General features: G+C 44.6%; 19 protein-coding genes. 9 read left to right on the top strand and 10 right to left on the bottom strand.

Going from position 1 to position 22,207, the window contains the following annotated elements; all coding sequences use genetic code 11:
- Window positions 1–77: 77 nt before the first annotated feature.
- A complete protein-coding gene (locus DWX62_RS07730) occupies window positions 78–1,085 on the bottom strand; it encodes an endonuclease (RefSeq protein WP_005835947.1) in 1,008 nt (335 codons plus the stop codon).
- Between the two features lie 188 nt (window positions 1,086–1,273).
- Between DWX62_RS07730 and DWX62_RS07725 the strand changes: the two genes are divergently transcribed.
- From DWX62_RS07725 to DWX62_RS07690, 8 genes are all read left to right on the top strand, one after another.
- Complete coding sequence (locus DWX62_RS07725) at window positions 1,274–1,525, top strand: type B 50S ribosomal protein L31 (protein WP_005835945.1); 252 nt, start codon at window positions 1,274–1,276, stop codon at window positions 1,523–1,525.
- Window positions 1,526–1,702: 177 nt separating this feature from the next.
- Window positions 1,703–3,061 (top strand): M48 family metallopeptidase, encoded by a 1,359-nt coding sequence (locus tag DWX62_RS07720; protein ID WP_243636252.1) that lies wholly within the window; start codon window positions 1,703–1,705, stop codon window positions 3,059–3,061.
- Between the two features lie 215 nt (window positions 3,062–3,276).
- Window positions 3,277–4,311, top strand: a complete 1,035-nt coding sequence (gene pheS / locus DWX62_RS07715) for a phenylalanine--tRNA ligase subunit alpha (protein ID WP_005826371.1) — start codon at window positions 3,277–3,279, stop codon at window positions 4,309–4,311.
- Window positions 4,312–4,417: 106 nt separating this feature from the next.
- On the top strand, window positions 4,418–5,614 hold the full coding sequence (locus DWX62_RS07710; protein WP_005826370.1) for an MFS transporter: 1,197 nt from the start codon (window positions 4,418–4,420) through the stop codon (window positions 5,612–5,614).
- Entirely contained in the window at window positions 5,611–6,285 is a 675-nt protein-coding gene (nth, locus tag DWX62_RS07705; protein ID WP_005826369.1) for an endonuclease III, read from the top strand. Before DWX62_RS07710 ends, nth begins: the two co-directional genes overlap by 4 nt.
- An 88-nt stretch (window positions 6,286–6,373) precedes the next feature.
- The gene (locus tag DWX62_RS07700; RefSeq protein WP_085929901.1) at window positions 6,374–7,633 is read left to right on the top strand and encodes a phosphoglycerate kinase; all 1,260 of its coding nucleotides are present in this window, start codon (window positions 6,374–6,376) and stop codon (window positions 7,631–7,633) included.
- Window positions 7,634–7,707: 74 nt separating this feature from the next.
- Window positions 7,708–8,733, top strand: coding sequence for a porin (locus DWX62_RS07695; protein ID WP_005826362.1), 1,026 nt, complete (start codon window positions 7,708–7,710; stop codon window positions 8,731–8,733).
- A gap of 81 nt (window positions 8,734–8,814) precedes the next feature.
- Window positions 8,815–11,007: a tetratricopeptide repeat protein gene (locus DWX62_RS07690; RefSeq protein WP_005826360.1), complete on the top strand. Its 2,193-nt coding sequence runs from the start codon at window positions 8,815–8,817 to the stop codon at window positions 11,005–11,007.
- Here the strand turns inward: DWX62_RS07690 and DWX62_RS07685 are convergent.
- From DWX62_RS07685 to DWX62_RS07660, 6 genes are all read right to left on the bottom strand, one after another.
- Window positions 11,004–11,585, bottom strand: coding sequence for a Maf-like protein (locus DWX62_RS07685; protein WP_120172687.1), 582 nt, complete (start codon window positions 11,583–11,585; stop codon window positions 11,004–11,006). The genes DWX62_RS07690 and DWX62_RS07685 overlap by 4 nt on opposite strands.
- A 73-nt stretch (window positions 11,586–11,658) precedes the next feature.
- The gene (locus tag DWX62_RS07680) at window positions 11,659–12,189 is read right to left on the bottom strand and encodes an HAD-IIIA family hydrolase (protein ID WP_005826358.1); all 531 of its coding nucleotides are present in this window, start codon (window positions 12,187–12,189) and stop codon (window positions 11,659–11,661) included.
- A 79-nt stretch (window positions 12,190–12,268) separates the two neighbouring features.
- Complete coding sequence (locus DWX62_RS07675; RefSeq protein WP_120172686.1) at window positions 12,269–13,066, bottom strand: Rossmann-like and DUF2520 domain-containing protein; 798 nt, start codon at window positions 13,064–13,066, stop codon at window positions 12,269–12,271.
- Between the two features lie 4 nt (window positions 13,067–13,070).
- A complete protein-coding gene (locus DWX62_RS07670; RefSeq protein WP_022401668.1) occupies window positions 13,071–13,406 on the bottom strand; it encodes a hypothetical protein in 336 nt (111 codons plus the stop codon).
- Between the two features lie 2 nt (window positions 13,407–13,408).
- Complete coding sequence (locus tag DWX62_RS07665; RefSeq protein ID WP_005826354.1) at window positions 13,409–13,945, bottom strand: nitroreductase family protein; 537 nt, start codon at window positions 13,943–13,945, stop codon at window positions 13,409–13,411.
- A gap of 93 nt (window positions 13,946–14,038) precedes the next feature.
- Window positions 14,039–15,319, bottom strand: coding sequence for a DUF4026 domain-containing protein (locus DWX62_RS07660; protein WP_165859002.1), 1,281 nt, complete (start codon window positions 15,317–15,319; stop codon window positions 14,039–14,041).
- Window positions 15,320–15,421: 102 nt separating this feature from the next.
- On the opposite strand from DWX62_RS07660, the gene DWX62_RS07655 reads away from it, so the two are divergent.
- Entirely contained in the window at window positions 15,422–16,405 is a 984-nt protein-coding gene (locus DWX62_RS07655; RefSeq protein ID WP_034525497.1) for a GNAT family N-acetyltransferase, read from the top strand.
- A 12-nt stretch (window positions 16,406–16,417) separates the two neighbouring features.
- Here the strand turns inward: DWX62_RS07655 and DWX62_RS07650 are convergent, their stop codons facing one another.
- From DWX62_RS07650 to DWX62_RS07640, 3 genes are all read right to left on the bottom strand, one after another.
- Window positions 16,418–18,997 carry an alpha-amylase family glycosyl hydrolase gene (locus tag DWX62_RS07650; RefSeq protein WP_117951732.1) on the bottom strand — a complete coding sequence of 860 codons (2,580 nt, stop codon included), beginning with the start codon at window positions 18,995–18,997 and terminating at the stop codon, window positions 16,418–16,420.
- A 176-nt stretch (window positions 18,998–19,173) separates the two neighbouring features.
- A complete protein-coding gene (locus DWX62_RS07645; RefSeq protein ID WP_005826350.1) occupies window positions 19,174–20,499 on the bottom strand; it encodes an alpha-amylase family glycosyl hydrolase in 1,326 nt (441 codons plus the stop codon).
- 81 nt (window positions 20,500–20,580) lie between these two features.
- On the bottom strand, window positions 20,581–22,191 hold the full coding sequence (locus DWX62_RS07640) for a SusF/SusE family outer membrane protein (protein ID WP_008663879.1): 1,611 nt from the start codon (window positions 22,189–22,191) through the stop codon (window positions 20,581–20,583).
- Between the last annotated feature and the right edge of the window lie 16 nt (window positions 22,192–22,207).

The following is a 22,207-nucleotide window of genomic DNA, read 5'->3' as shown; positions in this document are numbered from 1 at the left end:
CATCTATACTTCTATCAACAAAAAAGCCGGAGAACATGTTTGCTCTCCGGCATCTGTTTACACATTATTATGTAATACTAATTTTTCAGATAGATGATGGTCGGCAAATGGTCACTGTAACCGTTCAGCCAAGTCCTGCCCCCATGCGTACGCAAGGGGGAACCTTTGTATTTGCCATCCTGCTGAATCAGATAATCGCGGATGAAAACTTCATTGTGATCATAGCGCAACCCTTTCTTAGCCTTCAGCAACGGTTTCGAAATGACAATCTGGTCAAACAAGTTCCACTTGCCCCGATAGAGCAATGTCCCCACTCCCTTGTCTTCCAGTGTCTCCCACCAGGGATTGTAGAATTCGCCTTTCTTCACCTGCTTCGGATATTTGCGTGCACCCAGCACCTCCATGCTTTCATCCATCGGGTCGTCATTCATATCCCCCATCACGATGAGTTTCAGCTTCTTGTCGCTACGCATCAGAGAGTCCTTCAAGGCCTTTACCTGCCTGGCTGCATGCACACGCACCGGTGACTTTGCCCCACGGGAGGGCCAGTGGTTCACTATCACGCAGACACGCTCTCCCGCCAGTTGTCCGTCCACAATCAGGAAGCCGCGCGTCAAGTGCACCGTATCCCCCTCAAAAGGAGTAGAAAGCACCAACTTTGAGTGGGTAACGCTGAACTGCTTCGGGTCGTACAGCAAGGCACAGTCGATGCCCCGTCTGTCCGGTCCTTCATAATGCACGAACTCATAATTGGAAATGGCCGGCTGCTTCACGAGGTCTTCCAGCACCCGGCTGTTCTCCGCCTCTGCCACACCGATGAATGCCGGACCTTCCGGCACTAAATCACGCGAAAGGGAACCCAACACTTTGGAAAGGTTCTGCAGCTTGGACTCATACTTCTTTGCCGTCCATTGGTAACTGCCGTCGGGCAGGAACTCATAGTCATTCTTACCTGCATCATGAATCGTATCAAACAAGTTCTCAAGATTGTAGAACGCAACACTATACAGTTTCCGTTCCGCATTTTGTGCCCCCAGCGTTGCCACGCACAGCCAGAAAGAGCATAAGACAAGTAGTTTCCTCATAAATTCACAAGATTAAGTCCTGCAAAAATCAGAAATAAAATGCGATAAACCTACTAAATAAAAATAAATCTGAATTTATTTTGTAGAGTCTCCAACTTGCACTATCTTTGCGCTCTGAAAAGAAGACCATTACACTATTTATTACCAAAATAGTAACAGAATATAAATTTTTAAAAGAAAATATCAAAATGAAAAAAGGTATTCATCCTGAAAATTACCGTCCGGTAGTATTTAAAGATATGTCAAATGGTGATGTATTCTTGTCTCGTTCCACTTGCAACACGAAAGAGACTATCGAATTCGAAGGTGAAACTTATCCGCTGGTAAAGCTGGAAATCTCCAGCACCTCTCACCCGTTCTACACAGGTAAGTCTAAGCTGGTTGACACTGCCGGTCGTGTTGATAAGTTCATGAGCCGTTACGGTAACCGTAAGAAATAATCAGTTTCAAGCAAACTGAAAAAAGGGAGTCTTTTGCTGAAAGGTTCCCTTTTTTGTTTCCGCCTCCCGCTAAGCGATAAATAGGGAATCTCCTATCACAGAATAGGGGAAAAAACAAGAAAGGGGAAAAACACTTTCCTATTTTTGTATCATCGAAACCGAAAACATACCATAATCATGAAACGACTCGCCACCCTATTCATCCTAACAATCCTTGTCACAACGGCAGGGTTTGCCAAACCCAAGCACAAGGACTTAAGCGGAAACATCGCCATCAAAGGAGAATTGACAAAAGAGTACCAGCAATCTCCCGCCGGTACCCCGGTCATTATCCGCCGGGTTGTCAAAATGAACAATCCCGGCGAAAACAGCGACAACATTTACTATGCCGTCGAAGTGAATGGCATACAAGAAACCATTCCTTCGGATGAGATGGGTATCATTGCCATATCCGCTCCGGAAACGGACCGGGAATTCTGGCAGCAAATATACCTGAAGAATCATCTTTACGAATATTTCAACGACCGCGGTTACAAGCACAAACTGCGCCAGGAAATCGACGAAGAATGCCTGGACTATCTCGATAAACTGAACGAGATAGCCTATCAGGACGACTACATAACCTCGTACGTGCAAGGAATATTCTCCAAACTGAATGCCACCACCATTGACAGCAATCGTGGAGAAAGCCTGAACATACGTATCATCCAGTCGCCCGAACCAGATGCCTTCATGCTTCCCAACGGCTCCATGGTTATCAGTACGGGCCTCCTCTGCACTCTTGATTCCGAAGACGAACTGGCCGCCGTCATCGCATGTGAGCTGGGACATTTCGTCCTCGACCATCAGGTAAACAACATTTACCGTGCCGAGCGGCGTGCCAAGCGTGCAGCTTTTTGGGCAGATGTCTTTGCCACTACCGCCAGTGCAGCCCTCGATGTGGCCTACTGGGACGATAATGAAGATGCTTATGCCGTCAGTCTGGTGGCAGATATCGGAGCCATCGCTTCCCTTTTGAGCATTCCGGCAACGGACCGGTTGGGGATGAAATACAAAACTTCCCAGGAAATCTCTTCAGACCGCCTTGCGCGCCAACTTCTGGCATTCAAGGGCTATAATCCCGACGGAATCGCATCGGCCCTCAGTAAAATTATAGGGTATTACAACCTGCACCAGCGCAACAAGGACATTCCTCGCTACGGCAGCATCGGCGACCTGCAAAAGCGTATAGAAAAGGCCGGTGAATCCCATAGCTTGAGTGCCCGCCCCTACCTACGGACTACCAGCGATGTCGTTTCTTTCAACGCAAGTATGAACTACGCCAACAAGCGCTATAAGGAAACTGCCCGGCTGATACGCAAGAACATTGACAACAGACTAGCCACGGACAATGACTACATCATCCTGGTAAAAGCGGAAATGGCACTGTCTAATACGGAAGAAGTGAACAACCGCTGCCTCGCCATGCTTGATAAAGCCCAGGAGATGGCAGGAACAAGCCCCAATCTGGACATATATAGCAAAAGTATATTTTAAAAGTCACTAAACAACGCTCATTTATGTTTTTTCCATAAACAATATGAAGACTTTTACATATATATCATTTTTTCTCCCATCCTCTATCATTTCTTCTTCACATAAAATTTTGTACCACTGATACCAAATTATCTTCCCCAAGTGGAGGCAAAACAATGATAATATTGTATCTTTGCACCGTTTTTAACTTAGAAAATAAATAAGATAACAACGATATGATAGCTAAAATCAATCAGCTTCTGCAGGAAGTAGAGGCGCTGAAAGCCGCTAACGCCGAGGAATTAGAGGCACTCCGCATCAAGTACCTCAGTAAAAAAGGAGCCATCAATGACTTGATGGCAGATTTCCGCAATGTAGCCGCCGAACAGAAAAAAGAGGTGGGTATGCGCTTGAACGAACTGAAAAACAAAGCACAAGAAAAGATTGCCGCTTTGAAAGAACAGTTCGAAAGCCAAGATACCGGCTGTGACGATATTGACTTGACCCGTTCAGCCTACCCGATAGAATTAGGAACCCGCCATCCGCTCTCCATCGTGAGAAACGAAATCATCGATATATTTGCCCGTATGGGATTCAATATCGCCGATGGACCGGAAATGGAAGACGACTGGCACGTATTCTCCTCCATGAATTTTGCCGAAGACCATCCGGCACGCGACATGCAGGATACATTCTTCATCGAAAATGATACAGAAAACGTATCGCACAGCATCATTCTTCGCACACACACATCCAGCGTGCAAAGCCGTGTTATGGAGACTACACAGCCTCCTATCCGCGTGCTTTGTCCGGGACGTGTATACCGTAATGAAGCCATCAGCTACCGTGCACACGCATTCTTCCATCAGGTAGAAGCCTTATACGTAGACCGCAATGTGTCTTTCACTGACTTGAAGCAGGCCTTATTGCTCTTTGCTCAAGAGATGTTCGGCAGTGACACCAAGATTCGTCTGCGTCCTTCCTACTTCCCCTTCACCGAGCCGAGTGCCGAAATGGACATCAGCTGTAACATCTGCGGCGGCAAGGGTTGTCCTTTCTGCAAACATACGGGTTGGGTAGAAATTCTGGGATGCGGTATGGTAGATCCGAATGTATTGGAGCTGAACGGAATAGACAGTAAAGTGTATAGCGGGTATGCCCTGGGTATGGGTATAGAACGCATCACCAACTTGAAATACCAGGTGAAAGACCTTCGTATGTTCTCTGAAAATGACACACGCTTCCTGAAAGAATTCGAGAGCGCTTACTAAATATAGTGAATAACGGCTAGTGATTAGTGATTAATAAGTTGCGCATTTTCAGCATATCATTAATCACTCATCGCTAACCACTCATCGCTAACCACTATTTTTCGCTATGGCAAAAGACAAACTTGTAACTTCCGGCTATTGCCTTATCCTGGCTGCCAATTTCCTTTTGTATTTTGCCTTTTATCTGATACTACCGGTTCTTCCATTCTACCTGACTGAGGTATTCCATACCGGAAATGCAGCAGTAGGTGTCATCTTGTCATGCTACACCATTGCCTCGCTCTGCATACGCCCGTTTTCGGGATACCTGCTCGACACGCTAGCCCGCAAGCCTCTTTATCTGGTGGCATACTTCATCTTTATCACCATTTTCGCAGGTTACATGTTAGCGGGAGTCCTATCTTTATTCATCATGTTGCGGGTTGTCCACGGCCTTGCATTTGGAATGGTGACCGTAGCGGGAAATACAATTGTGATTGACATTACCCCTTCGTCCCGTCGCGGCGAAGCCGTAGGATATTATGGACTGATGAACAATACAGCCATGAGCTTCGGCCCGATGATTGGTCTTTTCATGCATGACATATATTCCTTTGAAACGATTTTTGCCTGCTCGCTCATATCAGGAACTATCGGTTTTGTTGCCGCATGCCTCGTCAAGACCCCACCCAAACAACCAGTCAAACGAGAACCTATCTCATTGGACCGCTTTGTGCTGCTGAAAGGTATCCCGGCAGGAATCGCACTGCTATTGCTCTCCATACCATATGGCATGACAAGCACTTATGTAGCCATGTATGCCAAAGAAATAGGAATTACCTTGAATTCCGGATTGTTTTTTACTTTTATGGCCGTCGGCATGGCAGTGTCCCGTATGTTCTCCGGCAAACAAGTGGATAAAGGACGTATCACCCAAGTCATAACTTTAGGACTATATCTGGTATGTAGCTGTTTCTTCATATTGTCCGCTTGCGGACTACTGATGAAGACCGTCCCGGAACTGACAAACATATTGTTTTTTATGGTTGCCCTCCTATTGGGAGTAGGCTTCGGGACGATGTTCCCCGCCTTCAATACGCTGTTCGTAAACCTGGCCCCCAACAACCAGCGCGGAACAGCCACCTCTACCTACCTGACTTCATGGGATGTAGGCATTGGTATAGGTCTGACAGCAGGAGGTTATATCGCACAGATTACCTCATTCGATATGGCATATTTTTTCGGAGCCTGCCTCACGGTTATCTCCATCTTCTATTTCAATCTGAAAGTATCTCCTCACTATCATAAAAACAAATTAAGATGAGAAAGAAAGAGCGTTATGAAAAAATCCTTGCTTGGTTTAGGGAGAACGTTCCCGTAGCCGAAACAGAGTTGCATTATGACAATCCGTTCGAGCTGTTGATAGCAGTTATTCTCTCTGCACAATGTACGGACAAACGCGTCAATATGATTACCCCCGCCCTTTACCGGGACTTCCCTACTCCCGAAGCACTCGCCGCTACTACTCCCGACGTGGTATACGAGTATATCCGCAGCGTCTCCTATCCCAACAACAAAGCTAAACATCTTGTAGGCATGGCACAGATGTTGGTGAAAGAATTCAACAGTGAGGTACCCGATACCCTTGAAGAACTGGTAAAACTGCCCGGCGTAGGCCGCAAAACAGCCAATGTCATCCAATCCGTTGTTTTCAATAAAGCGGCTATGGCAGTAGACACACACGTGTTCCGCGTCAGCCATCGCCTGGGTCTCGTATCAGATAAATGTACAACTCCGTTCAGTGTCGAAAAAGAATTGGTAAAACATATACCGGAAACAGACATCCCCATAGCTCACCACTGGCTTATCCTGCACGGTCGCTATGTATGCCAGGCACGTACTCCACAATGTGATACCTGCGGTTTGCAATTAATGTGCAAATATTACTGCCAGAAATATAAAGTTAGCAAAGAGAGCGGCAAAGACAAAGAATAAACAACGGTTTCATAGCAAAAAAAAGAAATAAATGCTAACTTTGCGCTCACTAAAAAGAAATTAGTAACACTTTTAAATAAAATAGAGTATTATGACAATTGATCAATTTAACTTTGCCGGAAAAAAGGCATTCGTTCGTGTGGACTTCAACGTACCCTTGGACGAAAACTTCAACATTACAGATGATACCCGTATGCGTGCCGCTCTTCCTACATTGAAGAAGATTTTGGCCGATGGCGGTAGTGTAATTATCGGTTCTCACCTCGGTCGTCCGAAAGGCCCGGCTGACAAGTTCTCCTTGAAGCACATTCTGAAGCATCTCGAAGAGTTGTTGGGTGTTGAGGTGCAATTTGCTAACGACTGTATGGGCGAAGAAGCTGCCGTAAAGGCTGCTGCTCTGCAACCGGGTGAAGTGTTGTTGCTCGAGAACCTCCGTTTCTACGCTGAAGAGGAAGGCAAACCCCGCGGTTTGGCTGAAGATGCTACAGACGAAGAAAAGAAGGCTGCCAAAGCTGCTGTTAAGGAAAGCCAGAAAGAATTCACCAAGAAATTGGCTTCTTATGCAGATTGCTATGTAAACGACGCTTTCGGTACCGCTCACCGTGCACACGCTTCTACTGCATTGATCGCTAAATATTTCGACAAGGACAACAAAATGTTCGGTTACCTGATGGAAAAAGAAGTAAAGGCTGTTGATAAAGTTTTGAACGATATCCAACGTCCGTTTACTGCCATCATGGGTGGTTCCAAAGTTTCTTCCAAGATTGAAATCATTGAAAACCTGCTGAACAAGGTAGACAACCTGATTATTGCCGGCGGTATGACTTATACTTTCACCAAAGCCATGGGCGGCAAAATCGGTATTTCTATCTGCGAAGATGACAAACTGGATTTGGCTCTTGACCTGGTGAAGAAAGCAAAAGAAAAAGGCGTAAACCTTGTTTTGGCTGTTGATGCCAAGATTGCCGATTCTTTCTCCAACGATGCCAACACCAAGTTCTGCCCGGTTGACGAAATTCCTGATGGCTGGGAAGGTCTTGATATCGGTCCTGAGACTGAAAAGATCTTTGCAGATGTCATCAAGAACTCCAAGACTATCCTTTGGAACGGTCCGACGGGTGTATTCGAATTCGAGAACTTCACTCACGGTTCACGCGCTGTAGGCGAAGCTATCGTAGAAGCTACCAAGAACGGTGCTTTCTCACTCGTAGGTGGCGGTGACTCTGTAGCTTGTGTCAACAAGTTCGGCTTGGCAAGCGGCGTGTCTTACGTATCTACCGGTGGCGGTGCATTGCTTGAAGCAATCGAAGGAAAAATCCTTCCGGGTATCGCTGCTATCAACGAATAAAAACAAGCAAAATAACACCCAAAGGCAGCTCTTTGAAAAAAGGGTTGCCTTTTTTACTACTATCCATCCCTATAATGAGACGAATTCTACTATCCTGCATCCTTTTATCAGCCACATGCATCCTGAAAGCACAAGATGCTTGTCTGAATGATGTAGTCAACACTTTAAAAGACCGCATTTCACTCTCCGGCTATGCCCAAGTGGGATATACATACGATGATGCGGGCGAAGGTACCAGCAATACTTTCGATATAAAGAGAGTTATCTTTATGGCGCGCGGTAAAATCACCGATAAATGGTCGGCTTACTTCATGTACAGCTTTGCCAATACCGGAAAAATTCTGGAAGCCTACACGGAATACCGCTTTCTCCCTCAACTCACAGCACGTATCGGACAGTTCAAAACCATGTATACCATTGAGAACCCGATGTCTCCCTGCTTTGTCGAATTAATAAACTGTTATTCTCAAGCCGTCAATTACCTGGCCGGTATCAATGGCAGTGATCCGTTGTATGGCTCTGCAAGCGGTCGTGATATGGGATTGTTAATTTATGGAGACTTGTTCGACTCTTTGATGACTTATAACCTTGCCATCATGAACGGACAAGGCATCAACCTAAAAGATAAAAACAATCAGAAAGATATTGTAGGCAGCCTTATGGTACATCCATTGAAATGGTTGTCCGTCGGCGGTTCCTTTGTTAAAGGGAAAGGATGCGCCGTAGCCGTTTCTTCCATTAATCCAGACATAGCCATAGGAGAGAATTACACCCGAAACCGCTGGTCGGCAGGTGCCACCATCAAAACAAAATCCGTAGATGTACGTACAGAATACTTGGCCGGAAAAGACGGACACGTTAAAAGTGACGGTTACTATGCAACCGTATCTGCCCATGTGCTTCCCAAATTTGACGTAATAGCCTCTTATGACTATTTCAACAAAAATAAAACTATTTCCGATAAACAGACCAATTATGTAGCAGGTGTACAGTATTGGTTCTATCCCAAATGCCGTCTGCAAGCCCAGTATACATACTGTAACCGCCATAAAGGAGAAAACTCAAACCTGCTTCAAGCACAGTTGCAAGTTCGTTTCTGAGCTGGGGAAATGGAAATTTATGAACTTTTTGGCATCCTTTTTGTAGTTTTATAAGATACATACCCAAAAAGAGACTGATTTATGAACGAACAAGCCATACAAGAACAATATCAGCATATCGTTACTCTACTCAAGCAGCAACGGCTGAAGGAAGCACAATCCCAACTGGAAGCCTTTCTTTGGAACAGCGGTGACTGGACACTCCGCAACCGCTTGGAACAAGCTCAGACATCCTATCAGTACATGCTGCAATACATGCGCCAGGGAATCGACGATCCTGAACGACAGAAACTATATCGCCAGATTCTGACCGAAACTTGGGAAGTCGCTGACCAGGCACGTCTGTCTCTCCTTGACGGAGTTTCCACGCACTATTACCATTCCCTGCGCAATAACCGGGAACGCCTCCCCAAAGAATACAATATTGCCGCACTGCAGAAGGTATTGGAATCTTTCCCTGATGACCTGGCCGTTTGTCAGCTGATGCCGGATAACCAAGGCATGGACGCCGTACTGCAACGGCACGAACAAACCGCCCAGGTTCTTTTCCTTTCCACATGGAGTAACAGTGACTGGTCTGCAGAAGACGAACAGCAAGCCAAAGGATTACTGGAATCAGAAATGCTTCCCGTCAATGATTTGTGCCTGTTCACCAGTGCCGTCATGCTCAGTCTGATGGAATGCTTCGATACCCGCAAATTCTCATGGTTGCTAGACGCCGTAACGCATGCAAATACGCAAGTAAACCAACGGGCTTTGGTAGGTATCGCTTTCGCACTTCTTTTTCATCCCACCCGTCTGTCGCTTTATCCCGAATTGACAGCCCGCCTTTCCCTGCTCAACGAAGACGGCAGTTTCGGCAAGCAACTGAACCGTATTTACATCGAGCTGCTCCGTAGCCAGGAAACGGAAAAGATAGACAAGAAGATGCGTGAAGAAATCATTCCGGAGATGATGAGGAATGTGAACATCATGCGCAACATGAAGTTCGGTTTTGAAGAGAACCCTGAGGAAAACGATCTTAATCCGGATTGGGAGAAAGCTTTTGAAAGTTCCGGACTGGGAGACAAGATACGGGAGATGAACGAATTACAGCTGGAAGGCGCTGACGTCTATATGAGTACGTTTGCACAACTCAAGACTTATCCGTTCTTTAAGGAACCGTACAACTGGTTCTATCCGTTCGACATGCATCACTCCAGCATCATCAAGGAATTCGGATTCAAGCCTACCGGAGACAATGCCATCCTCTCCCTTATCCTCCAATCCGGTTTCTTCTGCAATAGTGACAAGTATTCCCTTTGCTTTACAATGGCACATATACCACAGTCACAGCGTACGATGATGCTCAGCCAGATGACTTCCCAGGATTTGGATGCACTCATGGACGAAAGCAAATCTTCCGCTTTACGGCAGTATGCCGAACGACCGGATGTCATCAGCAACCAGTATGTCCACGACTTATACCGTTTCTTCAAGTTAAGCCAGCGCAGACACGAGTTCCGTGACATCTTCAAGGAAGAGATTGCCCTGCACCGTATCCCGGCACTCAAAGATATTCTGTGCAAACCCGAGCTGCTGATTACCATCGCCGATTTCCACTTCCGCAAAGAACACCCGGCAGAAGCATTGGAGCTTTATAAGGAATTGATAGCCTTGAACCATGCAAATGCAGACATTTTCCAAAAGGCTGGCTATTGCCTGCAAAAGGAAAAGAGGTATAAGGAAGCGATAGACGCCTACCTGAAAGCCGATGTACTAAAGCCCGACCATGTCTGGACAATCCGCCATCTCGCTACGTGCTACAGGCAGATAAGGGACTTTGCCTCTGCACTGGAATACTACAAGAAAGTGGAGGCAATCCAGCCGGAAAACCATAATATCCTTTTCTACGCCGGAAGCTGCCTTGCCGAACTGGAAAGATATGAAGAGGCTCTGCAATATTTCTTCAAGCTTGATTTCATCGAAAGCAATTGTATCAAAGCATGGCGTGCTATAGGCTGGTGTTCGTTTGTCAACGGCAAGTATGAGCAAGCAATGAAGTATTACGAAAAGATACTCGCCTCCAAACCACTCGCAGCAGACTATCTCAATGCCGGACATGTTGCTTGGAGAACGGGCAAAATAGAAAAAGCTGCAGAACTTTACAGTAAAGCAGCTTTGGAATATGGCGGGCAGGAGATTTTTAGAGAAATGTTCGGTAAAGACAAAGAAACACTTGTCAGACAAGGAATCAGTGAAAAAGATATCCCTCTAATGATGGATCTGGTTTAGACCTCCAACAACTCCCTGTACAGCCTCTGTACGGGGAGCCCCATTATATTATAGTAACTCCCGGATATGTTTTCCACCCCGATGAATCCAATCCACTCTTGTACACCATAAGCTCCGGCTTTATCCATGGGGTGGTATTTGTCCACATAATAGGCAATTTCTTCTTCGTTCAGTTTGGCAAAACGCACTTCTGTTGCCGCTGCAAAACTGCGTTGCCACTCAGTAGTAGTGATGCACACACCGGTAAACACTTCATGGGTACGTCCGGACATGTCGCGCAACATCTGCATAGCTTCTTCCCTATTCTTGGGTTTTCCGAGAACTTGTCCATCCAGCCAGACAATGGTATCTGCCGTAATCATCAGATCGCCCGACTGCATCATGTTCCGATAGGCATCTGCTTTTTCCTTAGATATATAGAGGGGAATATCTGCCCCTTTCAACGTCTCCGGATAAGACTCGTCCACATCGGACAAAGTTCTTACTTCATATTCCACTCCCAAACCAGCCAGCAATTCTTTCCTTCGCGGAGAGTTAGAGGCAAGAATCACCTTATATTTCTTCAGATTATCCAACATCAGCCTACTATATTACAAAAGCGAGCCGCCTCACTTTAATTATTAATTTTTAATTATTAATTTGCCTGCCATCCTACCAACCAAAAGCTTTTTCATCTGCCATCCAAAGCCCTTGCACTTTCAATACCTGTTCCACAATGTCGCGACCACAGCCATAACCGCCTTCTGCATACGAAATATAGCGAGCCACAGCCTTTACCTCAGGCACAGCATCCTTAGGACAACACGGCAAACCACACTCACGCATCACCTCCAAGTCGGGAATATCATCACCTACATACAATATTTCCTCGTCCTTCAAGCCATGACGGTCACGGAAGTCATGGTAATCATGGATTTTAACAGAAGAACCCATATAGATATTTCCATCCTCAAAACCTAAAGAAGTAAAACGCTTGCGGACCGCTTCTGTACGTCCACCCGTAATTATACCCAGCAACACCCCTTGCTTAGCAGCTAAATGCAGGGAATAACCATCCTTTATGTTGACCGTACGCAGAGGTTCACCCTCTGAACTCATAGGGATAACATTGGCACTCAGCACACCGTCCACATCAAAAACAAGGGCTTTTATCTTTTTCAAATCATAGTTTATGGTACTCATTGCACTTTTTTCTTGTTCATTATAATATACCTATATGCAGCAAAACATTCGTTCAAAAGAGGCAAGCATCGGCGTCCGGTTATCTTATTGCCAACCGATGTATATTCTCGCTAATCTCCCGATATAGTTCCAGCATTTGCGGCTCATCGGCAAGCATCCGCAGATGCTCGTCAATGACATTCTCATCATAGCGCACAGCCGGTCCTGTCTGTGCGGCAAGCGGTTCCAGCTCATGCACCTTACGGGCCGTCTCGTCTATCAAGGGGAGCATTGCCTCGAACGGCAACCCGTACTTTTTCAGCAGTTCAGCAGCCAACACATACATGTGATTGGTAAAATTGCACGTAAACACAGCCGCCAGATGCAAACTTTTGCGCTGCTCAGAACTTGCTTCATACACTTTTTCCGATAGGGCTGAGGCAATATCCTTCAGAAGCCGCACATCCTCTTCCGAGTTGCCTTCCACAAAAAACGGTATCTGTCCAAAATCCACTTCACGCTGCTTACTGAAAGTCTGCATCGGATAAAGCACTCCATGACGCGCAACATGCCCCTGCCAAATATTCATAGGAATACTGCCGGCTGTATGCACCCATAAAGCATTCTCCTTTCCAGAAACAATCTGGGGTAATAATTCCACAAAAGCCGCGTCCTTCAGCGAAACGATATAAAGCTGCGCCTCCTTCGTAACCGCCTGCAGCTCCGTGGTATATACCGCCTCCACCGTCTGTGCCAATTCCTGCGCTGATTCTTTTGTACGACTGTAGACCTGCACAATACGAAACCCTTTCCAATAAAGAGCCTTTGCCAGATTAGTAGCCAGATTTCCGGCACCGATAAAGGCAATAGACGTATCTTCTATACTTCTTCCCGCCATACACTTATCTTGTTGCCAACCAATACAGAATAGCCCCTAATACCAGCAATGCCAGTGGCAACAGATAAGCCGACATCGTACCGAGCAAAGCCGTTATCAATCCGAAGTTCAATATCAGCCATAAGCCTATCAATACCAATCCCACCGACTTGTCATGCTTGAACAGCAAAAAAATCACTGCGGTATACAGCAGAAAATTATCCTTATTCATCACCCATGGCAAGCCGATTGCAGAGAAATGCACCAATTTGTCTACCAAATAAAGAATACCGAATACAATCAGTGTGATGGCAGTGGCCTTATACGTATCACGGTTATTGTTTGCTTTTGCTGCACTCACTGTTACTTTCCTCCGTACTTATTGATATGTATCTTTTCCCACTGCAGATTGTCTTCGTTGAAAGGCTTGCGCTCCATCCCCTTATGGCCGATAGCAATAACACTAAGCACCTGCAACTGCAAAGGAATATCCAACACCTCGTGCACATACTCGCCGGAAGGCATACCGGAAGCCGTAAAACGTTCGCGCACCTGCACCCAGCAGCTTCCCAGCCCCATATCTTCGGCCTGAAGTTGCAGGTAGATGGAAGCAATGGAGGCATCTTCTATCCACACATCGCTTGCCAGCGGGTCGGCAACAACCACTACAGCCAGTGCCGCATCGGCAATGAACTGCGATGCCTGCTCCTTGCAATAGGACAATTCCTTCAATTTATCCTTCTCGTCCACCACTATGAACTGCCATGCATTGCTACGCTTCGACGTGGGTGCCATCAAAGCAGCTTTCATCAAAGTGACGACTTGTTCTTGTGTCAATTCTTCTTCTGTAAACTTCCGCATGCTGCGGCGGGCTTTTATCAATTCACTGAAACTTTCCATAACATATTCGTGTTTAGCGAAGGCAAATTTAGATAAAATATCCGGGAATGGCGAATAAAAGCCCTTACAATCTTCTCCCCGCTTCCTTTTGTATCATACAAGCAGATAGGCGGTATCCGGAGTAACCGAAAATTCCTCTAAATAGATTATCCAGTCGGTCACATCCTCTACCGTAAACCACCCTTCATCACCCTCGTGCATGTGGCTGACGTCGTAAGGTTCTTGTATAAGCTGTCCCTTGAAACGCTCTCCATCAAACTCCAACAGCTTAAACCAAATATGTTCGCGGTCGTCAGCCTGCTCGGCACTGTCTGTCTTCAAGCCAATTTTAAGCAAGATAGAGCCTTCGTCCTTCTTTGCCATGTATTTCACAAGACCGAAACGCTCGCGAGCCAACGCACTCATGCGATTGGTTTCACGGGTACTAATAAAGAATAGCGGATTCTCACCCCACATGCTATCGTATTCGGACACCTTCCGCAGTCTGCCTTTCTTCTCGTCGTCCTCACTCGTATAGATGAACACGGGTGCCGTACGGCCGTTGTGTCCCTCCTCACGGTCGTCCGCACTGCCAAGAACGAGGCTTCGGTACTCATCCAGCGCCTTTGTCCACGAAACGTAGGTGGCCACTATCGGCAAACGGTCATTCAACATCCCGATATATACGCCAACACCAGGTTCGGAAGTCCTATCGTCTTTATCGAGCAGATGACTAGCAAGGGCGGAAATCAAGTAATAATGGTTGTTGTAATTCTCCTTGTCTGATTTCAGAATCTCAAGTTCATACAAACCGCAACGGTTCAATCCGTGCGTATGCAACCACACCTCGCCTCCTTCATCGGTCACAGCATGTACCGTGAACAAAACACTCGTTCCGGGAACTACCGCCGAGTCGGCAGCCAGAGTGGCCCACCGAGCACAAACCAGTTTCTCGGCACTTTCGTCCACAATGGCAAGCAGGTCGGGCACCATAGCTACAGCAATCTTCAGTTGCAGATGGTAGGACTTCTGCCCGTCAACGCCGAACTTCATGAACACCGTAAGTGCCCTATCGGCTCTGCCAATAGCATATAGTTCTTCGTCAGTGAAATAATAATCCCGACGATTAAACATATCAGGCATTGAAAAATCACCTTCATAGAAACCTATTTCATACACTTCGCCATCATATCCTACTTCCATATATCCCGGTTCGTCTTCATCAGGCAAACGTTTTTTCAACAATTCCACTCCAGAGATAGCAGCCACGCGCTCAAAAAGCCGTACCGACAAATCCATTCCACCCCCCTTAGGCACTGCCATCATATAAGAGGAGTCTTCCCAGTAGCACAGCGGCTGTTCTTCGAGAACCGTTTTCTTTTTCTTAAAAATCATATCCATTCTTTTTATGTAAGACTTCAGCTATAGTGACAAATTTAATAAAAAAGCCTACCCATGCCAACCGAAATTTCAGTTTTTTTGTTAAGTTTGCAAGCAATGCCCCTCAAACTCACTACATATTACCGTGGGAGCAAGGTTCCTGACCTGCCAGGCACCAACACCTTCCATTCCACAGAGTTGTTCCGAATCTACGAGGAAACTCCGGGGTATACCCCCATACTCATTGTGGCATCCGAAGATGACAAGCCCGTTGCGAAACTGCTTGCCGCCATACGTAAAAGTGTCCGCATGTTTCCACCCGGCATCATCAAAAGATGTGAGGTGTACGGTACGGGAGAATATTTCAATAACGAGGCAGACAAAGAGACTATCTTCAGTGACATGCTGCAAAGGCTTACCAATGAAGCATTGCGCGATTCTTTTCTCATCGAGTTCCGCAACCTGGAAAATGCCATGTTCGGATACAAATCTTTCCGAGACAACCAATACATCGCCATCAATTGGCTGCGGGTGCGCAACTCGTTGCACAGCGTCGAAAAGGTGGAAGAGCGTTTCAGCCCGTCACGTATCCGGCAAATCAAGAAAGGCCTCAAAAACGGTGCCCAAGTGCGGGAAGCACGTACCAAAGAGGAGATTCTCTGTTTCGCCCAGATGTTGCGCCACGTATATTCTTCCAAGATACGGCGCCACTTCCCCAGTATCAAGTTCTTTCAGCATCTCGAAAACCAGTTGACAAAAGGGCAGCAAAGCAAAATCTTCATCGTCATTTATAAGGAGAAGATTATCGGTGGCAGCGCATGCATTTATTCAGATGATAGCGCCTATCTATGGTTCTCAGGTGGCATGCGCAAGACTTATGCCCTGCAATATCCGGGGATTCTTGCCGTATGGAAAGCACTGGATGATGCCAAACAACGCGGATACCGCCACTTAGAGTTCATGGACGTGGGACTTCCCTTCCGTAAACATGGCTACCGTGAGTTCGTTCTCCGCTTTGGAGGAAAACAAAGCAGCACCCGACGCTGGTTCCGTTTCCGTTGGAACTGGCTGAATCGGGTGCTGATAAAGATGTATGAATGATTCTTACCGAAATCAGAAATTAGTGTAGACCACATATCCATGAGCCGGTACATTAACCTGTTTATTTACGGTTTCACTTTTTCCTGTAAAGTAATTGGTCCAGTTACCAGGAGTGGCAGGGAAAACAATATCAGTAGCGGTATGTGTAAAGTTACCCACCACCACCAGTTGCTTACCCGTTATACTTTTTACCAATAATGTACGACCGTTGTCCCAATCAGAAGTTTCCACCTTCCATGTCAAAGTTGCATTTGCATCAAACAACTCCGGATGAGCATTGCGCAGCTTCATCAAACCTGCATAAACATCGTGCAGCCCTTTACGATCGGCGTTATCTAAATATTCCCAATGCAAAGGCTTCCTACCGGTACGGCCATTTTCTTCAATAGAGATGTCATATCCCATCTCTCCGAACTGCCAAACCATCTTAGGACCAGGAACGGTAAGGAAGAAAGTTGTATTTAGTGCCAACTGATTCATACGGGCATCAAGGTCGGTTTTCAGCACACCATCACCCCATTGCGACTGTTTGTAAGCTGTGCGTTCTTCATCATGGCTTTCCATAAAACCTACCCATGCAGTGTTTTTCTCATAAAGGCTACTAAAAGAACTATTTTCAGCATACCCCATAGCCGACTGACAATAGGCATTATTCAAGTTACGCCATAAGTGCATACCATCAGCTGCCAGTTCATTTTCTTCCTTTGAATCACAGAAATGCTCCAAGATAACATAAGAGTCCTTTTTCACTTCCTTGATGGCCGCATTATAATCCTTTAGGACGGCAATGCGACCCGCATCGTAATTGGATGCTGTACTTTCAGTGCAAGAGGTTTGTGTGAACCCTTTCGTCAAATCAAAACGAAAGCCATCCACCTTATATTCCTTCAACAAGAATTGCAGATTACGCTTCACAAACTTACGCACCAATGGGCTTTCATGATTGAAATCATGGAACACGCTATAAGGATGAGGTGCTTCCACATTGAAGTATGGATTATTCTTTGCAGTCTTATCACCATCCCAATAGAGTTTAGCCAGCGGATTATTTCCTGTAGCATGATTATAAACCACATCCAGAATAACTGCCATACCAGCCTCATGACAAGCATCAATGAACTGCTTATACATTGTTTTTGTCCCATAAGCTTTATCCATCGCAAAGAAAAAACAAGGATTATACCCCCAACTGTCATTGCCGTCAAACTCCTGCACCGGCATCAACTCAATAGCGTTGACACCCATTTCTTTCAAGTAAGAAAGCTTTCCCATCGCACCGTTAATGTCACTCGTAGCCGTAAAGTCGCGCAAGTGCAATTCATATATCACTAATTGCTCAGGATTTGCTATTTTAAAATCATTATACTTCCAGTTATAACTATCTTTCTGTATCTTGAAGGTCGAAACGATTCCTACCCCTCCCTTAGGATAAACCAGGTTTTCATTATAGGTAGAAGCTGAAATATCTTTATCATTATCAGGATCCAGTATTTTTTCAGTATAAGCATCTGCCAAATGAATTACTTCACCTTCCTTTGTACCCACATAGTATTGGAAAGCATACTCTTTACCAGCATCTAACCCCGCCAACGTAATCCACCAACATCCGGAAGCATCATCACGATACATCTGCGACTTTTCGTCATTACTTAAGGTCCAATTGTTAAAGTCACCCACAACATGTGCAAAATCCTTATGATTTCCATTCACATCTTTATCATAAAGTACCAGTGTCACTGTAGAATTATCCATTATGTTGATACCTTCGACCATATCAGCCGGTACAGCGGCAGTTTTAATCTCACCGGGTACAAATCCTTCATATTTTGTATCAGTTACCGCTATAAAGGAATCAGTATCTATTCCTTTTTTACTACCATCCGCACTACGAATCACTATTCCAAGTTGGTTCACCGGTGTCTTTCCACTCCCAAACCACTCCCGGATATTCGGACTCAATGTAATACTCCAAATATTAGCCTCAGATAAAGTCATCTTACATTTATCTTTGTTTTCTGCCCACTCTGCAGGCACGAATTGCCAACGACCTTCACTGACAACACCAATATGTACATACACATCTCCTTTATACTCATAGAGGGCAGACTTTGTATCCGCTTTAAACGTAATGACAAGAGACTGATCAGCATCTGGTACCACCGGTGTATAACTCAGACCAGCAGGAATTGCAATTGCATTGGCAGCTTGAGTGACGGATATTTCTTCCCTTTTTGAACCGGATATAATATTCAATTGTGCTGTACGCGCTATTCCAGTTTCATTTTTAGCAACAGAAACCATAATCGTAGCTTTTCCTGACAAGCCTTTTGCCGGATTGATACTGCACCAGCCAATATCCTCACCACTCAGCTCAGCAGTCCATTGATATCCGGCCTCAAAACTGACACTTTGTGAAGAAGCAGCTTCAGCAAAGCTAAAACCTTGTTCAAAAATAGCTTCACTACCGGAGGCAGGAGTCAAATATTCCTGAAACTCCTCTTTGTTGTCACTACATGCCGTGAATGCCAGCAGCACGCTGAAGCATATCAAATGCCATAAAACAAGATTCTCACGTTGAACGATAATTTTCATAATATGAAGTATTTAAAGTTATCACTTCACAAATATAACCGGAAAAGAAAGGGCAAATCAATTAACGTAAAGGAAAACGAGAACAATATCACGAAAACGTTTGCATATCAAACAGAAAGAGGAGACCTTACACAATATAATAGTATAGGGTCTCCTCTTTTATTAAAATCCAGCCGTCAGAATCTAATTATTCTATACTCTAATGCATTCAGTTTAATTTCATTCATCAATTCCAGAGGTTTATTTTCGTAAATATCAGTAGCTACATGATGCTTCCAACCCTCCGGTAAGATAACAGAAACATCTCTATTACGCACATTAACCAATATCATAAAAGCATCTTTACCATCACTTTTCTGATACATCAAGACGTCTGAAGCAGGATACCCAGTTAATATTCCTTTCCGAAGTGCAGGATATTTATTATACAATCCCATTAAACACCCATATTCTTGATAAATATCCGAACATTCGGACCAATCCACGGATGTATATGCAAAAAAATTAATAGGAGCCTCATGTCCAATTTCTTGTGAACTATAAATCAATGCTCCACCATGCAAAAAAACTGTTCCAACAAAAGCAGCCATAGCTGCCCTTTCACTTCCTAACTCCACAATTGGCGACATTTTAGAAGCCTCATCATGATTGGTAATAAAACGTAATTTCATTTTTCCTGCCGGAATTGAGTCATACTCGCTCCAATCCACCTCCAACAAGCGTGCCGCACTACTATCATTAACGAAAACATCCCGCATCGCCTCCATCAAATCCCAAGCATAGTTCATATCAAATCCTGCATCAAAATGATCTTTGCGCTTACCTTCTGCCAACATTAACAATTTCCGATTTGGAATAGCCCTCAGAGAATCAACAGCTTGCTTCCAGAAAGTATATGGAACATAATCAGCAGCATCACAGCGAAAACCATCTACACCAACTTCTTGTATCCAATATTTCATAGCATCAATCATTGCAAGGCACATATCTGCATTATCGTAGTTCAAATCTGCCACATCATTCCATCCCGTTCCTGCAGGAGAAATTATATTTCCGATACTATCCTGAGTATACCACTCTTTATGTTCTTTAATCCAAGCATGGTCCCAAGATGTATGATTAGCAACCCAATCTAAAATTACACTTATTCCTTTTTCATGGCATAATTCCACTAAACGCTTAAATTCTTCTACTGTTCCAAATTCAGGATTTATTCTTTTATAATCTTTGATACAATAAGGAGAATTCACCGTATTTACCTCACCAATCTCATAGATTGGCATAAACCAAACAACATTAACACCCAAAAACTGAATAGAATCAAGATGTTTTGATATGACATTAAATGCATTCTTCAGAGCAAAAACACGTGGATTGATTTCGTACATCACAACGTCTTCTACAGCAGGTAATACTTGCTTTTGTTCAGTAACTATCTCGCGTTTTCCGGCACAAGCATACACTGTCAATAATACAAGTATAGTATAAAATAAATTCCTCATCTATTTACAATTCATTGGTCTGACAAATAAAAAAGGATTAAAGGTCCCCCCCTTAATCCTTTTTCTATAAATAAGAGAGCCTTAATTGGCTGTCATTGTAGCATTCTTAGCTTCTGGATCCAATACAATCGTGTATGTTCCAGCTGAAACTTTAATATTTCCACCATCCTGCGTCAGCGCACCTAAACTACCACCAAAGTTTATAGTCCAAGCTGCATCCCATCTGAATTTCATTTCACCATCACCTAATGTAACAGTCACCGACCACTTTTGCGTTTCAGCATCATAATCCATTAAAGTGCCTTTATCCCATCCACCAGGAGTAGCATCACCAATAATCTCCCAACCTGTCTTATCCAAAGTAGCAACCATCTTCTTAGTATCGGCACCTACTCGATAATAACCGGCAGCCTCAATCTTAACATTACCGCCATCACCGATAACAAACGTAGTTGATGTCTTAGCCTCATTCCAAGTAATATCTCCAACAACACCAATCCACGTACCAGAATCATAGAACTTGAATTCTGTATCGGCAGGGAAATAGTGAGTGCCAGTATATTTGAAATCACGAGCTGCAGATTCTACCTTATAGCAATCATCAGCTTCCGGCTTCCAACCATCACCACTCTGATAGCTACCAGGCAATGTCATTGCAGAGCTAGAAAGCTCAATCGTTGTTTCTTCCATACTATAAGTATATTTTCCTGCATTAGTCAAATTTAAAGTAATAATATAGGGACTTGCCTTTACCACTTTGAAATTTTGACCTCCAGCAACCAAGTTACCGGCCAACTCAGAAAGTTTACCTTCTTCTGCTCCATAATTGAATCCCCAGTCATTATTGGCTCTAAATTTGAATTCCTTATCGAGCAACGGAGTAACCACTGTCCAAAGACGAGTAGTGGTATCGTATTCCATCTGGGTATCTTTGTCCCAACCACTAGACGTAGCATCTCCAATTACTCCCCAAACCAGCCCTTTCTCTGATTGGGTTACCTTACCTTCCGCATCTAAAGTAATTTCAATGAAACCTTTACCATCAGCAGTAACTTGCTGGTCTTTAGCCAATACTTTCGTAAGGTCTGCACCATCAATGATTGCATAAGAAGCAGCACCATCAAAATTGGCATAACCACTATAAATGCCATCACCGTCAGGGTCACCTATCAAATAGGCAGTAGTGTAGTCCCAATCAGGATAGCCAACAGCTACATAAGCATACTTCCATGTAATATTATCTACATTAGGGTCATAAGGTGTAGCCTTAAAAGTTATTGAGTTACTAGCTGCATCAGTATAAGCATCATATGCCTCAGAAACCAAAGAAACAGTAAAATCATACGTTTGCCCCGGATATGCTCCTACCTTAGCCAATAAAGAATTCATTTCACTATTTGTAAATGCCAGTTTTGCATCCCCTGTTTCTCCTATTACAATACTCTTATTGGTAGAAGTATTTGTTAGAGTTACAACATAATTAACTACTGCAGAAACTCCATAATCTGCCTTATCCCAAGCTATTTCCGGAAATTGCGCATCCTTATTGTCTTTAGTAATAGTAATGTCTGTTTGGGAAAGCGCATGCAATGCAGCAGCAGTCTTCAATTCCAATATGGGGGTAGCATCCTCCTCACAAGACATCAATGCGAAGATTCCAGCCAAAAGTAAATAAATATATTTTGTCTTCATATCATTCATGTTTAAT

Source organism: Bacteroides sp. AF20-13LB, assembly GCF_003603065.1.
GTDB lineage: Bacteria > Bacteroidota > Bacteroidia > Bacteroidales > Bacteroidaceae > Bacteroides > Bacteroides uniformis.
Note: the sequence above shows the minus strand (reverse complement) of the source record. Positions and strands in the feature narration are given on the sequence as shown.